This is a genomic window from Ostreiculturibacter nitratireducens (assembly GCF_032670585.1).
Taxonomy (GTDB): domain Bacteria; phylum Pseudomonadota; class Alphaproteobacteria; order Rhodobacterales; family Rhodobacteraceae; genus Ostreiculturibacter; species Ostreiculturibacter nitratireducens.
Window position 1 is genome coordinate 160,043 of record NZ_JAVQHL010000004.1, and the last position, 13,182, is coordinate 173,224.

Sequence of the window (13,182 nt, forward strand, 5' to 3'; positions counted from 1 at the left end):
AAAGCGGACGAAAGCAGACAGAAAGCAAGCGATATGGACTGGGACAAGCTGCGAATCTTTCATGCGGTGGCGGACGCGGGCAGCCTCACGCATGCCGGCGACGCGCTGCACCTTTCGCAGTCGGCGGTCAGCCGGCAGATCCGGGCGCTGGAAGAAAGCCTGAACACGACGCTTTTCCACCGCCATGCACGGGGACTGATTCTGACCGAGCAGGGCGAGCTTCTGTTCGAGGCCACGCAGGCGATGAACAAGCGGCTTGAGGCGGCCGCGGCGCGGATCCGGGACACCGAGGAAGAGGTGTTCGGCGAGTTGCGCGTCACCACGACCACGGGCTTCGGCACGCTCTGGCTCGCACCGCGGCTCCCGAAGCTTTACGAGCGCTATCCGAATCTCAAGCTTGACCTGATGCTGGAAGAGCGCGTGCTGGACCTGCCGATGCGGGAAGCGGACGTGGCGATCCGGATGAAGGAACCCTCGCAGGCGGACCTGATCCGGCGGCGGCTGATGAACATCCGCATGCGTCTTTACGCGACGCCGAAATACATTTCCGAGCACGGAATGCCGGAGACGATCGAGGACATCGCGAACCACCGCCTGATCGCCCAGCACGCGGGGACGCCGCAAGTCGCGGCCGGCGCCTCTCTGGTGGCACGGCTTCTGGGGCTGAACATCGCCTCCACTCTGACCGTCAACAACTACTTCGGTGTGCTGCAAGGCGTGGCGAACCATCTCGGCATCGGGGTACTGCCAGATTACCTGACCGCTGACTTCCCGGACCTCATCCGCGTCCTCCCGGACGTCGAATCCGTCGAGGTGCCCGTGTTCCTCGCCTATCCGGAAGAACTGCGCCACTCCAAGCGCGTTGCGGCCTTCCGCGACTTCGTCACCGAGGAGATCATCGCCTACCGCCGGCGGCAGCACGAAGAGGATGCAATCTCCGGTTGACCTGAGGTATGTATGCAACGCATGTCGGCTATGTTGCACTTGCGGCATTTATTTCCTTGAACCGTGCGCATACTGCCCATAAATCGGGCTTGAAGGTGATGGTTGAGGCAACTCTCATCACCTTCTACCTCCCTGTTGGACTTTGGCCGAGCTTTGCTCGGCCTTTTTTTTCGCCAGACTCGCGGCGGTCGGCCCTTTCCCCTCGGCGGGGCATCTTCTATGAGAGGCCCGACTCTGAGCGGGGGCCCAAATGGAAGAGCCGAAGATCACCGACGACCTGATCGCCGCGCACGGGCTGAAGCCCGACGAATATCAGCGCATACTGGACATCATCGGACGGGAGCCGACGTTCACGGAACTCGGCATCTTCTCGGCGATGTGGAACGAGCATTGCTCCTACAAGTCCTCGAAGAAATGGTTGCGTACGCTGCATACCACGGGGCCGCAGGTGATCTGCGGACCGGGGGAAAACGCGGGCGTCGTGGATATCGGCGACGGGCTCGCCGTCATCTTCAAGATGGAGAGCCACAACCACCCCTCCTACATCGAACCGCACCAGGGCGCCGCGACCGGCGTGGGCGGCATCCTGCGCGACGTCTTCACGATGGGTGCGCGCCCGATCGCCGCGATGGACGCGCTGTCGTTCGGCGAGCCGTCGCATCCGAAGACCGCGCATCTGGTCAAGGGCGTCGTCGAGGGCATCGGCGGCTACGGCAACTGCTTCGGCGTTCCGAACGTGGGCGGCGAAGTCCGGTTCCACCGCGCCTACAACGGCAACTGCCTCGTGAACGCCTTTGCGGCGGGGCTCGCGGAGGCCGACAAGATCTTCTACTCTGCGGCCTCCGGCGTCGGGATGCCCGTCGTCTACCTCGGGGCCAAGACCGGCCGCGACGGCGTCGGCGGGGCGACAATGGCCTCGGCCGAGTTCGACGACACGATAGAGGAAAAGCGCCCGACCGTTCAGGTTGGCGACCCCTTCACCGAAAAGCGCCTTCTCGAAGCCTGCCTCGAGCTCATGGCATCCGACTCGGTCATCTCGATCCAGGACATGGGCGCGGCCGGCCTGACCTGTTCGGCCGTCGAGATGGGCGACAAGGGCAACCTCGGGATCCGGCTCGACCTCGACCGCGTGCCTTGCCGCGAGAAGGGCATGACCGCCTACGAGATGATGCTTTCGGAAAGCCAGGAGCGGATGCTCATGGTGCTGAAGCCGGAGAAAGAGACCGAGGCGCGCGCGATCTTCGAGAAATGGGACCTCGATTTCGCCGTCGTGGGCGAGACGATCGCCGAAGACCGCTTCCTCATCCTCCATGGCAACGCGGTGAAGGCCGACCTGCCGCTCAAGGCGCTGTCCGGCAACGCGCCGGAATACGACCGCCCCTGGGTGGAGACGCCGGCCGCCGCGCCGCTCGAGAACCCGCCGCATATCGACCCCATCGCCGGGCTCACAGCGCTGATCTCGTCGCCCAACTACGCCCACAAGGCATGGGTCTGGGAACAGTACGACACGATGGTCATGGCCGACACGGTCCGCATGCCGGGTCTCGGGGCGGGCATCGTGCGCGTTCACGGGACCGAGAAGGCGCTCGCCTTCACGTCCGACGTGACGCCGCGCTACGTCAAGGCCAACCCGTTCGAGGGCGGCAAGCAGGCCGTCGCGGAAGCCTGGCGGAACCTGACCGCGACGGGCGCGCTGCCCTTGGCCGCGACCGACAACCTCAACTTCGGCAACCCCGAGAAGCCCGAGATCATGGGCCAGTTCGTCGGCGCCGTCAAAGGCATCGGCGAGGCCTGCCGGGCGCTCGACTTCCCGATCGTCTCGGGCAACGTGTCGCTTTACAACGAAACCGACGGCAAGGGCATCCTGCCGACGCCGACGATCGGCGCGGTGGGGCTTCTCTCCTCGCTCGACGAGATCATCGCGGGGCTCCCGGTCGACGGCGACCTGGCCTTCGTGATCGGCGAGACGAACGGCCACCTCGGCCAATCGGCGCTTCTCGTCGAAGCCTTCGGACGCGAAGACGGCGATGCGCCGCATGTCGATCTCGCCGTGGAACGCCGGAACGGCGAGTTCCTGCGCGCCAACCGCAAGCTCGTCCGGGCGGCGACCGACCTCGCCGACGGCGGACTCGCGCTCGCGGCCTTCGAGATGGCCGAGGCGGCTGGCATCGGGGTGACGCTCGCTTCGGGCGACGCCGGCCAGCTCTTCGGCGAGGATCAGGCGCGCTACCTCGTGGCGATCGAACCGGGTGAGGCGATGTCCTTCCGGGCCGCGGCAAGCGCCGCGGGCGTGCCGGTCGCCGAAGTCGGCCGCTTCGGCGGCGATACGGTGGCGATGGGCGCGGCTTCGGCTCCTCTGGCGGAACTTTCGGCGATCTACCGCACCGCTTTCGCGGCCGCGATTTCCTGATCGACCGCCCAAAGACCCAGACAACCCGGCCGCGGCACCTCGGAATCGCCGCGGCGGGCCCAGCATGACGGAGCCACCTTGCGGCCCCGCGCGGCGGGTCCTACATTTCGAAGCAAGGTAAGAACGGCAGGGAACGCCCCATGGCAATGGAAGCCCAAGACATCGAAAACCTCATCCGCGACGCCTTCCCCGAGGCGAAGATCACCATCACCGATCTGGCGGGCGACGGGAACCACTTCGCCGCCGAAGTGATCGACGAAAGCTTCCGTGGGCTGAACCGCGTCCAGCAGCAGCGCGCCGTTTATGCCGCGTTGAAGGGCAAGATGGATGGCAAGAATGGCGAGCTTCATGCGCTCGCCCTGACCACGAAGGCGCCTGACTGAGGCGCCCCCCAAGAAGAGGATCAAGGACATGAGCGCGATCGACCAGATCCGTGAGACCGTCGAGAACAACGATGTTGTGCTTTACATGAAAGGCACCAAGATGATGCCGCAGTGCGGATTCTCCTCCCGCGTGGCGGGCGTCCTGAATTTCATGGGCGTCGACTATGTCGACGTCAACGTGCTGGCCGATGACGCGGTCCGCCAGGGGATCAAGGAGTTCTCCGACTGGCCGACGATCCCGCAGCTCTACGTCAAGGGTGAGTTCGTCGGCGGCTGCGACATCGTCACCGAGATGACGCTCTCGGGCGAGCTCGACCAGCTGTTCGACAACAAGGGCGTCACCTACAACAAGGAAGCCGCCGACCAGATCCGCGCCGCCAACGCCTGAGACGGATCACTCCTTCACCGTATCGCCGCGGCCGCGCCCTGTGCGCGGCCGTCTGCGTTGCAGGGGCCTTGGGCGCGCCGGAAAGACGCGAATATCAGTCCTCGTCGACGGTCTCGACCCTCGCCGCCAGCGCCTCGACGCGTTCCGCCATTTCGGCCAGAAGCGACAGCGCCCTGGCGGTCTCTTCTCCGCTGTCCGTATCCGGTTGGGCGGACGCGAGCTTCGCCTCGACCGCCTCCGCCCGCGCCTTTGCGGCGCGAAGCTGATCCTCCAGCGCCGCGGTCTTGTCGGCCAGCATCAGCCCCGCCATCAGAAGCATCCGGGATTCCGGCATCCGGCCGATATTCGAGACGAGCCCGCTCGCTTCGTTATCTAGCATCTTGGCGGCGGCGTGCAGGAAGTGCTCTTCCCCGTCCTGGCAGGCGACATCGAATTCACGTCCGCCGATGGAGATCTTGACCTCAGGCATCATTGGCCTCCTCTCCCGCCTCCGCCTTGTCCATGACCGGCCCAAGCGCGCTGAGTATAGCGTCGAGTTCGGCGATTTCGGCCGCGCGGGCGGCCCGGAGCGCGTCGAATTCGGCCTTCAGCGAGGCGTTGAGCAATTCAGGATCCGACACGCCCGCCTCTGCCGCCTCACGAAGAACCCGGTTCGTGTCGGCGAGTTCCGCGGCGACCCGCTTGTGCCGCTCAAGCTCCACGGCCGCGGCATCGGCATCGCGCTTGAGGTCCGTGATCTGCCGCTGGAGCCCGGCGATGGCGCGTTCCTGCTTCCTGCGGACCGCGCGGATGCGTTCGATCAACTGGTTGTTCGAGTCGCGCTCCGTGGCCAGTGCCGCGCGCAGGCTCTCCAACTCCGCTGCGACCTCCGGGTCGATGCCGGCCTCGAACGCCGGTTCGGCGACCTCCGCTGCCCGCGCCTCGAGTCCTTTCCCGATCCGGTCAAGCGCGGCCGCGATCCGCCTCTGGTATTCGGCGAGTTCGCTCATCCTGCCTGTTCCCCCTGTCGCCCGTTCATTGCCGGGCCGAGACTTCATGATGCTGCGGGCGCCTCTGCCCGAAGCGAATCGGATTTTTCCGACCTTCGTTCAATCTTAACCGAATCCGCCCGGTGCATGAGCCCCCTTTTCGCCCAATGACTTGGGGCCCGCGCTTGCTATTGTGCTTGGGCCTGCTATCAGAAGCCTCGCGAAACGCCACCGTGCCTTAAGACGAAGGATGACTGCATTGGATATCGCCACGCTCCGCGACAAGCACGCGCACCACTGGAACATGGCCGCTGCGCTTCGGGTTCTTGCCATGGATGCGGTCCAGGCCGCGAATTCGGGCCATCCCGGGATGCCGATGGGCATGGCGGACGTGGCAACCGTGCTCTTCACGAAACACCTGAAGTTCGACGCCTCGACGCCCGACTGGGCCGACCGGGACCGGTTCATCCTGTCGGCGGGCCACGGCTCGATGCTCCTCTACGCCCTTCTGCACCTGACGGGCTACGAGGACATGACGATCGACCAGCTCCGGAACTTCCGTCAGTGGGGCGCGATCACGGCAGGTCACCCCGAATACGGGCACGCGAAGGGGATCGAGACCACGACCGGTCCGCTCGGCCAGGGCATCGCGAACGCGGTCGGCTTCGCCATGGCCGAAGAAGCGCTCCGCGCCCGCTTCGGCGCGGGCGTCGCCGATCACCACACCTGGGTGATCGCGGGTGACGGCTGCCTGATGGAGGGCATCAGCCACGAGGCGATCGGCCTTGCCGGCATGCAGAAGCTGTCGAAGCTGATCGTGCTCTGGGACAACAACAACATCTCGATCGATGGCAAGGTGAGCCTTTCGGACATCACCGACCAGCGCGCGCGCTTCGCCGCCGCGGGCTGGCGCGTCCTGGCCTGCGACGGCCATGACCCGGTCGAGATCGAGCACGCGATGAACGAGGCGAAGGACTCCGACCGCCCGGTTCTGATCGACTGCAAGACGCATATCGGCTTCGGCAGCCCGAAGAAGCAGGACTCCGCATCGGCCCACGGTTCGCCGCTCGGCCCCGACGAGATCGCGAAGGTGCGCGAAATCTACGGCTGGAACTACCCGCCCTTCGAGATCCCGGCGGAGATCCGCACCGCCTGGGCCGAAGCCGGCAAGCGCGGCGTCGCCGCGCGCCACGTCTGGGAAGGCAACCTTGCCCGTCTTTCCTCGACCAAGCGCGAAGAGTTCGAGCGCCGCATGGCAGGCGACACGCCGAAGAAGCTCGCCACGACGATCCGCGCGCTGAAGAAACAGGCGACCGAAGCCAAGCACAAGGTCGCGACGCGGAAAGCCTCCGAGATGGTGCTCGAGGTCGTGAACCCTGTCATGCCCGAGACGATCGGCGGATCGGCCGACCTGACCGGATCGAACAACACCAAGACCGCTGATCTCGGCATCTTCAACCCGGACAACCGCAGGGGCCGCTACGTCCACTACGGCATCCGCGAGCACGGCATGGCCGCGGCGATGAACGGCATCGCGCTGCACGGGGGCTTCCGCCCCTATGGCGGGACGTTCCTCGTCTTCACCGACTACGCGCGCGGCGCCGTGCGCCTGTCGGCGCTGATGGGCATTCCGGTCACCTACGTGATGACGCATGACTCCATCGGCCTCGGCGAGGATGGCCCCACCCACCAGCCGGTCGAGCATCTGGCCATGTGCCGTGCGACGCCGAACACCTACACCTTCCGCCCGGCAGACGTGGTCGAGACGGCCGAAGCCTGGGAACTGGCGCTGACCTCGAAGCGGACGCCGTCCGTTCTGGCGCTGTCGCGTCAGAACCTGCCGCTCGTCCGTGACAAGCACACGACGAAAAACCTCTCGGCACAGGGCGCCTACGTGCTCCGCGAGGCCGAGGGCAAGCGGAAGGCCATCCTTCTGGCGACCGGCTCCGAGGTGGAAGTGGCGCTGAAGGCACGCGATCTTCTGCAGGCCGAGGGCATCGGCACCCGCGTCGTTTCCGTGCCCTGCATGGAACTCTTCGCCGCGCAGGAAGAGGCCTATCGCAAGAAGGTCCTGCCCGCGGGTCCGGTGCGCGTTGCCGTCGAGGCCGCAGTTCGCCAGCCCTGGGACCGCTGGCTGCTCGGCGAGCGCGGGCGCGAGGCGAAGGCCGGTTTCGTCGGCATGGACAGCTTCGGCGCCTCGGCCCCGGCAGAGCGGCTCTACGAGGAATTCGGCATCACCGCCGAAGCCGTGGCCGCGAAGGTCAAATCGCTGCTCTGAGCAGCCCGCTCAGTGCGACTTGCCCGGCCTGACGAGCCCCGCGAGGGGCTCGATCAGGTATTTGACGACAGGGATCAGCAGGAAACCGAGGGCGAGGCCGAAGAAGCCGTCCAGCCCCGCGGTGACGATCCAGGCGGCGGCCCCCGCAATCGCGGGGACCGCATGCGCCGCTGCCTCGGCCGCGTGGTGGATCCAGGCATAGGGCGCATGCCAGCCAAGCTCATCAAGCCCATGAAGCACGATGGAACCGCCGACCCACAGCATGGCGGCCGTTCCGACCGTGCTGATGAACGTCATGACCGAAGGCATGCCGTTGACGATCCTGAGACCCAGAGCCCGCGTCGCGGCGAGGCGCCCGGTCTGGTGCATCCTCAGACCCATGTCATCCGCCTTCACCAGCACCGCCACGCTGCCATAGACGAGCAGCGTGATCCCGACCGCGACGGCGGCAAGAACCACCCCCTCGATCCAGAGACTGTCCGCCTCGATCGCGGCCAGCGAGATCGTCATGATCTCTGCTGAAAGGATGAAGTCGGTCTTGATCGCCCCGGCGACGCGCTCCCGTTCCAGATGCGCGGCGTCGATCGTTTCCGGGGCGTGATGTTCGTCGCTTTTCGGGTAGAGGACGTGCAACACCTTCTCGGCCCCTTCGAAGCACAGATAGGCCCCGCCGATCATCAGGAGAGGCATCAGGACCCAAGGCGCGAAGGCGTTCAGAAGCATCGCGGCCGGCAAGAGGATGACGAGCTTGTTGTAGAGCGAGCCGCGCGCAATCTTGGCGACGATGGGGATTTCGCGGACCGCCGGAAGGCCGGTCACGTATTTCGGCGTCACCGCCGCGTCGTCGACGACGACGCCGGCGGCCTTCGCGCCGACCTTGGCGGCCTGCCCGGCCACGTCATCGACCTGCGCCGCCGCGAGTTTCGCAAGCGCCGCCACGTCGTCGAGAAGCGCCAGAAGTCCGCTCATCGATTCATTCCCTGCCCTGTCTGCCTTTCGTCAGGGTAAGGCCCTCGCCCGCGGACGCAAGACGGGTCTGCGGGCGGATGACGGCGATGGCCGATCAGGCGTCGAAGAGCGCGCGGATCTCCTTGGTGAAGGCCTCGCGGACGTCCTTCATCTCACCGGCCGAGATATGCGCGTCGAGCACGTCGATCACCGCGCCGATCGCGTGCGGCGCGTCACCCAGCGGATCCGTTTCGAAGGATTTCTGGATCCGGTCCTCGAAAGCCTTGGCCGTCCGCATTTTCACTGGGTTCCGCGACGGGTTCCAGCCTTCATAGTAGATCCCGCGGATCAGGGTCGGCAACTGAGCACCCAGATCAGCAGCCTCATCGACCGTCAGGTGATCGCGGATCGCGTGAAGGACCGCGCGCATCAACCGATAGCCTCGCTGTTTGTCGTCCCAGCCGGTGCGGTAATCGACTTCGTTCAACCAGACATTGGCCGTCTGCACGGCTTCGTCGATGATCTTCAGCCCCAGAGCGCTCATTTCCCTCCTCCTTCGGATTGACCGATCCTCGAGGGAGCCAAGCACGAAGGGGAAGAGGCTGCATTGACCTGCGTCATGCCCCGCTTGACGCAGATCATGGAGCGAGCCGTCGCGGCGAGGCAGGCTTCCATCAAGAGCAATGATGAAGGAGCGCCCCATGGAAACCGAACCCCAGATCACCTTCCGCGGCCTCGACCATTCGGATGCGGCGGAAGGAATCATCCGCGAGAAGATCGACAAGCTCGAAAGGTTCCACGACAGGATCACCTCGTGCCGGGTGACTGTCGAGAAGACGACGCGGCAGGGGCACAAGGGGCACCTGTTCTATGTCGCGCTCGACATCGAGGTTCCAGGGGGCTCGGTGCATGTCAGCGGCAAGCCGGGTGACCAGAATGCGCATGAGGACCTGAACGTGGCGATCCGCGACAGCTTCAACGCGGCGCAGCGGCAGCTTCAGGACCATGTCCGAAAGTCCGGCCCGGTTCACGTCAAGAGCCACCCCGAAAAGCACCACGGCCAGGTGGTGCGCCTGTTCCCGGATGAGGGCTACGGGTTCATCAAGACTCCCGGCGGACTCGAGGTCTATTTCCAGCGTGACAGCGTCGTTCGCGAGGACTGGGAGAGGATCGATTACCTGAGCGAAGTCGAGTTCAGCCTGATGGACGGCGAGAAGGGTCCCTTCGCCGTCAACGTCTCGATGCGGGCCTGACCGCAGCACACCGGCCGCAGACTTGCGGCCGGTGTTTCCGCTAACAGCGGATGTTTTCGCTAACATCCTGAAAAAGCGTCGTTTTCGTACTTTTCCGGCGAGCCCTGCGCGTGTAGGAAAAAATGAGGATCCGCGCGATTGGCCCCGCGCGGTCGGAGAGCGAAGGAGTACGCGCATGACCGTCACCATCGGGATCAACGGCTTCGGCCGCATCGGGCGCTGCACGCTGGCGCATATCGCCGAAGCGTCGCGCAACGACGTCCAGGTCGTGAAGATCAACGCGACCGGCCCGATCGAGACGAACGCGCATCTCCTGAAGTACGACAGCGTCCACGGCCGCTTCGGTGGAGAGGTCCGCGTGACCGGCAACACGCTCGACCTCGGGCGCGGCCCGATCGAGGTGATGTCGAGCTACGATCCCGAGACGCTCGACTGGGAAGGCTGCGACGTGGTGCTGGAATGCACGGGCGTCTTCAACGATCGGGCGAAGGCAGCCGTCCACCTCGGGCGCGGCGCGAAGCGGGTGCTCGTCTCCGCCCCGGCGAAGAATGCCGACAAAACCGTGGTCTACGGCGTGAACCACCGCCAGCTGACCGCTGAGCACCACGTCGTTTCCAACGGCTCCTGCACGACGAACTGCCTCGCGCCGCTCGCGAAGGTCCTGAACGACGCCATCGGGATCGAGCGCGGGATCATGACGACGATCCATTCCTACACCGGCGATCAGCCGACGCTCGACCGCCGCCACAAGGACCTCTACCGCGCCCGCGCCGCCGCGATGGCCATGGTTCCGACCTCGACCGGCGCCGCGAAGGCGATTGGCGAGGTTCTGCCGGAACTCGCGGGCAAGCTGGATGGCACCGCGATGCGCGTGCCGACGCCGAACGTCTCGGCCGTTGACCTGACCTTCGAAGCCGGCAAGTCCGTGACCGTCGCCGACGTGAACGAGATCGTGCGCGAAGCGGCCGCTGGCTACATGGGCATGGTGATGGCCTACGACCCCGAGCCGAAGGTGTCGATCGACTTCAACCACACGCCCTATTCGTCTATCTTCGCCCCTGACCAGACCAAGGTCGTGGGCGGGCGCACCGTTCGGGTGCTCGCCTGGTATGACAACGAGTGGGGTTTCTCCTGCCGCATGGCCGACGTGGCCGGCGCGATGGGGCGGCTCCTGCACTGAGAGGAGCCTTGGGGTTTCGCGGCCCCGCCCATGACCAATCGGATCGCCATATGGATCGTCGCGCTCGTCGCGGCGATCTTTCTTTTGGACTACTTCCTGCTCGGCTGGGGGCTGCTTCTCGTCCTCGGCCGAATCCTCGACCGTCTCGTGGAGTGGCTCGCCTTCTGGCGCTGAGCGCGCTAGTCTCTGTTGACCTTTGACGCAAAATTTGGATGTTAGCGATAACATCGCCCCGGGGCCTCTCCGGGGCTCAGTCATTTGACACAGGAGGCCATCATGGCAGTGAGGGTTGCGATCAATGGATTCGGACGCATCGGCCGCAACGTCCTGCGCGGGATCGTGGAGTCGGGGCGCAAGGACATCGAGGTCGTCGCGATCAACGACCTCGGCCCGGTGGAGACGAACGCGCATCTCCTGCGTTTCGACTCCGTGCACGGCCGCTTCCCCGGCGAAGTGAAGACGACGGAAACGACGATCGACGTGGGGCGCGGACCCATCGAAGTGTCGGCGATCCGAAACCCCGCCGAACTGCCGTGGAAGCACATCGACGTCGTGATGGAATGCACCGGCATCTTCACCGACAAGGAGAAGGCGCAGGTCCACCTTGAAAACGGATCCTCGCGGGTCCTGGTCTCGGCGCCGTCCAAGGGGGCGGACAAGACCATCGTCTACGGCGTGAACCACGGCACGCTGACGAAGGACGACCTCATCGTCTCGAACGCCTCCTGCACGACGAACTGCCTCTCGCCCGTGGCCAAGGTGCTGAACGACGCTATCGGCATCACCAAGGGCTTCATGACGACGATCCACAGCTACACCGGTGACCAGCCGACGCTCGACACCTATCACAGGGACCTCTACCGCGCCCGCGCGGCGGCGCTGTCAATGATCCCGACCTCGACGGGCGCCGCGAAGGCCGTGGGCCTCGTCCTGCCGGAACTCAACGGCAAGCTCGACGGCGTGGCGATCCGCGTGCCGACGCCCAACGTTTCCGTCGTGGACCTCGTATTCGAAGCGGCGCGCGACACGACCGTCGAAGAGATCAACGAGGCGATCGTCACGGCATCGAAGGGCAAGCTCAAGGGGGTCCTTGGCTATACCGACCAGCCGAACGTGTCGATGGACTTCAACCATGACCCGCATTCATCGATCTTCCACCTCGACCAGACCAAGGTCATGGAAGGCCGCATGTGCCGGATCCTCACTTGGTACGACAACGAATGGGGCTTTTCGAACCGGATGTCGGATACCGCCGTTGCGATCGGCAAGCTGATCTGAGCACCCCGACGTTCACGCGAAAAAGGCCCCGGCGTGTGTCGCACCGGGGCTTTTTCTTTGGCACTCAGGATATTGAAGCGCGGCCTTCGCCCGCCAAAACAGAGGGAACGCCGGCCTACGACCCGCGCCCGTATTTCGCTGCCAGCTTTTTCGCGACAGAGGGCGTGACGAACTTGGACACGTCACCACCGAGCCGCGCGATTTCCTTCACGAGCTTCGCCGCGATCGCTTGGCGGCGGGCGTCGGCCATCAGGAACACCGTCTCAATGGAGGCATCCAGCGCGCGGTTCATGCCGACCATCTGGAATTCATATTCGAAATCGGCGACCGCGCGCAGGCCACGCACGATCACCGTCGCGCCCACGTCGCGCGCGCAGTCGATGAGCAGGTTCTCGAACGGGTGCACCACGATTTCGCAGCCGCTGCGCCGGGCGATCTCGGAACACTCCGATTCGACCATCGCCACCCGCTCGTCGAGCGAGAACAGCGGTCCCTTGTCGCGGTTGATCGCCACGCCGATGACCAGCCTGTCAACCAGCGACGTGGCCCGTTCGATGATATCGGTGTGACCCAGCGTTATCGGGTCGAATGTGCCGGGATACAGGCCGATGCGCATGATATTCCTCCCCGCGCCGGGTACAGCTGCGCGCTCACGCAACAATATTGCGCGGGTGAATGCAAGGGGCCTCAGCTGCCCATGATCATGCCGGTCAGGGCTTCCTTCTCCATCGACAGTTCCGAAAGCCGCGCCTTGACCACGTCGCCGATCGAGATGAGGCCGACCATCTCACCGTCCTTGACTACCGGCATGTGGCGGAAACGCCCTTCCGTCATCTTCGTCAACACGTCATCGGCCATGTCGTCGGTGTGGCAGCCCACGACATGCTTCGTCATCAGATCGTCCACGAGCCCGATAAGGCAGCCGGACCCGCTTCTTGCCAGCTCACGCACGATGTCGCGCTCGGAGAGGATGCCATCGACCGTCTTGCCGTCGGCAGAGATCACGACCGCGCCGATCCGCCGGCCGGAGAGCACCGCCGCCGCCTCCGCGATCGTGGAGCCGGGCTTCACGGTCACGACCTCGGCTGCCGGTTTGGAGTTGAGAATCTGCTGCACCAGCATGTTGGTCCTCCTGCTCTGACCTATTCCCC

The 13,182-nt window shown here is 65.2% G+C and carries 15 protein-coding genes; 9 read left to right on the top strand and 6 right to left on the bottom strand.

The window, feature by feature from the left end; translation table 11 throughout:
* Positions 1-33 precede the first annotated feature (33 nt).
* From ABCN56_RS17575 to grxD, 4 genes are all read left to right on the top strand, one after another.
* Positions 34-945, top strand: coding sequence for a LysR family transcriptional regulator (locus ABCN56_RS17575; protein ID WP_343082136.1), 912 nt, complete (start codon positions 34-36; stop codon positions 943-945).
* Between the two features lie 250 nt (positions 946-1,195).
* Positions 1,196-3,355: a phosphoribosylformylglycinamidine synthase subunit PurL gene (gene purL / locus ABCN56_RS17580; RefSeq protein ID WP_343082137.1), complete on the top strand. Its 2,160-nt coding sequence runs from the start codon at positions 1,196-1,198 to the stop codon at positions 3,353-3,355.
* 140 nt (positions 3,356-3,495) lie between these two features.
* On the top strand, positions 3,496-3,738 hold the full coding sequence (locus ABCN56_RS17585) for a BolA family protein (RefSeq protein WP_343082138.1): 243 nt from the start codon (positions 3,496-3,498) through the stop codon (positions 3,736-3,738).
* A gap of 28 nt (positions 3,739-3,766) precedes the next feature.
* On the top strand, positions 3,767-4,126 hold the full coding sequence (gene grxD / locus ABCN56_RS17590; RefSeq protein ID WP_343082139.1) for a Grx4 family monothiol glutaredoxin: 360 nt from the start codon (positions 3,767-3,769) through the stop codon (positions 4,124-4,126).
* 94 nt (positions 4,127-4,220) lie between these two features.
* On the opposite strand, the gene ABCN56_RS17595 is transcribed toward grxD, so the two are convergent.
* The gene (locus tag ABCN56_RS17595; protein ID WP_343082140.1) at positions 4,221-4,595 is read right to left on the bottom strand and encodes a cell division protein ZapA; all 375 of its coding nucleotides are present in this window, start codon (positions 4,593-4,595) and stop codon (positions 4,221-4,223) included.
* Positions 4,588-5,115: a hypothetical protein gene (locus tag ABCN56_RS17600; protein WP_343082141.1), complete on the bottom strand. Its 528-nt coding sequence runs from the start codon at positions 5,113-5,115 to the stop codon at positions 4,588-4,590. The genes ABCN56_RS17595 and ABCN56_RS17600 overlap by 8 nt, the downstream gene beginning before the upstream one ends.
* Positions 5,116-5,353: 238 nt before the next feature.
* Here ABCN56_RS17600 and tkt point away from each other — a divergent pair, with 238 nt between their 5' ends.
* Positions 5,354-7,372, top strand: coding sequence for a transketolase (gene tkt, locus ABCN56_RS17605; RefSeq protein ID WP_343082355.1), 2,019 nt, complete (start codon positions 5,354-5,356; stop codon positions 7,370-7,372).
* A 9-nt stretch (positions 7,373-7,381) separates the two neighbouring features.
* On the opposite strand, the gene ABCN56_RS17610 is transcribed toward tkt, so the two are convergent.
* Complete coding sequence (locus ABCN56_RS17610; RefSeq protein ID WP_343082142.1) at positions 7,382-8,341, bottom strand: DUF808 domain-containing protein; 960 nt, start codon at positions 8,339-8,341, stop codon at positions 7,382-7,384.
* Positions 8,342-8,435: 94 nt separating this feature from the next.
* Complete coding sequence (locus ABCN56_RS17615) at positions 8,436-8,864, bottom strand: DUF2267 domain-containing protein (protein ID WP_343082143.1); 429 nt, start codon at positions 8,862-8,864, stop codon at positions 8,436-8,438.
* A gap of 157 nt (positions 8,865-9,021) precedes the next feature.
* On the opposite strand from ABCN56_RS17615, the gene ABCN56_RS17620 reads away from it, so the two are divergent.
* The 4 genes from ABCN56_RS17620 to gap (ABCN56_RS17635) all read left to right on the top strand — a co-directional run bounded on the left by ABCN56_RS17620 (position 9,022) and on the right by gap (ABCN56_RS17635) (position 12,031).
* Entirely contained in the window at positions 9,022-9,573 is a 552-nt protein-coding gene (locus ABCN56_RS17620) for an HPF/RaiA family ribosome-associated protein (protein WP_343082144.1), read from the top strand.
* Positions 9,574-9,748: 175 nt separating this feature from the next.
* Positions 9,749-10,753, top strand: coding sequence for a type I glyceraldehyde-3-phosphate dehydrogenase (gene gap, locus ABCN56_RS17625; protein WP_343082145.1), 1,005 nt, complete (start codon positions 9,749-9,751; stop codon positions 10,751-10,753).
* A 30-nt stretch (positions 10,754-10,783) separates the two neighbouring features.
* Positions 10,784-10,927, top strand: a complete 144-nt coding sequence (locus tag ABCN56_RS17630) for a hypothetical protein (protein WP_343082146.1) — start codon at positions 10,784-10,786, stop codon at positions 10,925-10,927.
* A 102-nt stretch (positions 10,928-11,029) separates the two neighbouring features.
* Entirely contained in the window at positions 11,030-12,031 is a 1,002-nt protein-coding gene (gene gap / locus ABCN56_RS17635) for a type I glyceraldehyde-3-phosphate dehydrogenase (RefSeq protein WP_343082147.1), read from the top strand.
* A gap of 115 nt (positions 12,032-12,146) precedes the next feature.
* Here the strand turns inward: gap (ABCN56_RS17635) and coaD are convergent, their stop codons facing one another.
* Together coaD and ABCN56_RS17645 are read right to left on the bottom strand one after the other, a co-directional pair.
* Entirely contained in the window at positions 12,147-12,647 is a 501-nt protein-coding gene (gene coaD, locus ABCN56_RS17640) for a pantetheine-phosphate adenylyltransferase (RefSeq protein ID WP_343082148.1), read from the bottom strand.
* A 71-nt stretch (positions 12,648-12,718) separates the two neighbouring features.
* Positions 12,719-13,153: a CBS domain-containing protein gene (locus tag ABCN56_RS17645; RefSeq protein ID WP_343082149.1), complete on the bottom strand. Its 435-nt coding sequence runs from the start codon at positions 13,151-13,153 to the stop codon at positions 12,719-12,721.
* Between the last annotated feature and the right edge of the window lie 29 nt (positions 13,154-13,182).

Bases quoted from the DNA above. Each gene is read 5' to 3' on its own strand.
- ABCN56_RS17575 (WP_343082136.1), top strand. From the start codon at position 34: ATGGACTGGGACAAGCTGCGAATCTTTCATGCGGTGGCGGACGCGGGC.
- grxD (WP_343082139.1), top strand. From the start codon at position 3,767: ATGAGCGCGATCGACCAGATCCGTGAGACCGTCGAGAACAACGATGTT.
- ABCN56_RS17630 (WP_343082146.1), top strand. From the start codon at position 10,784: ATGACCAATCGGATCGCCATATGGATCGTCGCGCTCGTCGCGGCGATC.
- coaD (WP_343082148.1), bottom strand. From the start codon at position 12,647: ATGCGCATCGGCCTGTATCCCGGCACATTCGACCCGATAACGCTGGGT.
- ABCN56_RS17645 (WP_343082149.1), bottom strand. From the start codon at position 13,153: ATGCTGGTGCAGCAGATTCTCAACTCCAAACCGGCAGCCGAGGTCGTG.
- gap (WP_343082145.1), top strand. From the start codon at position 9,749: ATGACCGTCACCATCGGGATCAACGGCTTCGGCCGCATCGGGCGCTGC.
- ABCN56_RS17600 (WP_343082141.1), bottom strand. From the start codon at position 5,115: ATGAGCGAACTCGCCGAATACCAGAGGCGGATCGCGGCCGCGCTTGAC.
- ABCN56_RS17585 (WP_343082138.1), top strand. From the start codon at position 3,496: ATGGCAATGGAAGCCCAAGACATCGAAAACCTCATCCGCGACGCCTTC.
- gap (WP_343082147.1), top strand. From the start codon at position 11,030: ATGGCAGTGAGGGTTGCGATCAATGGATTCGGACGCATCGGCCGCAAC.
- ABCN56_RS17620 (WP_343082144.1), top strand. From the start codon at position 9,022: ATGGAAACCGAACCCCAGATCACCTTCCGCGGCCTCGACCATTCGGAT.
- purL (WP_343082137.1), top strand. From the start codon at position 1,196: ATGGAAGAGCCGAAGATCACCGACGACCTGATCGCCGCGCACGGGCTG.
- ABCN56_RS17595 (WP_343082140.1), bottom strand. From the start codon at position 4,595: ATGCCTGAGGTCAAGATCTCCATCGGCGGACGTGAATTCGATGTCGCC.
- ABCN56_RS17615 (WP_343082143.1), bottom strand. From the start codon at position 8,864: ATGAGCGCTCTGGGGCTGAAGATCATCGACGAAGCCGTGCAGACGGCC.
- ABCN56_RS17610 (WP_343082142.1), bottom strand. From the start codon at position 8,341: ATGAGCGGACTTCTGGCGCTTCTCGACGACGTGGCGGCGCTTGCGAAA.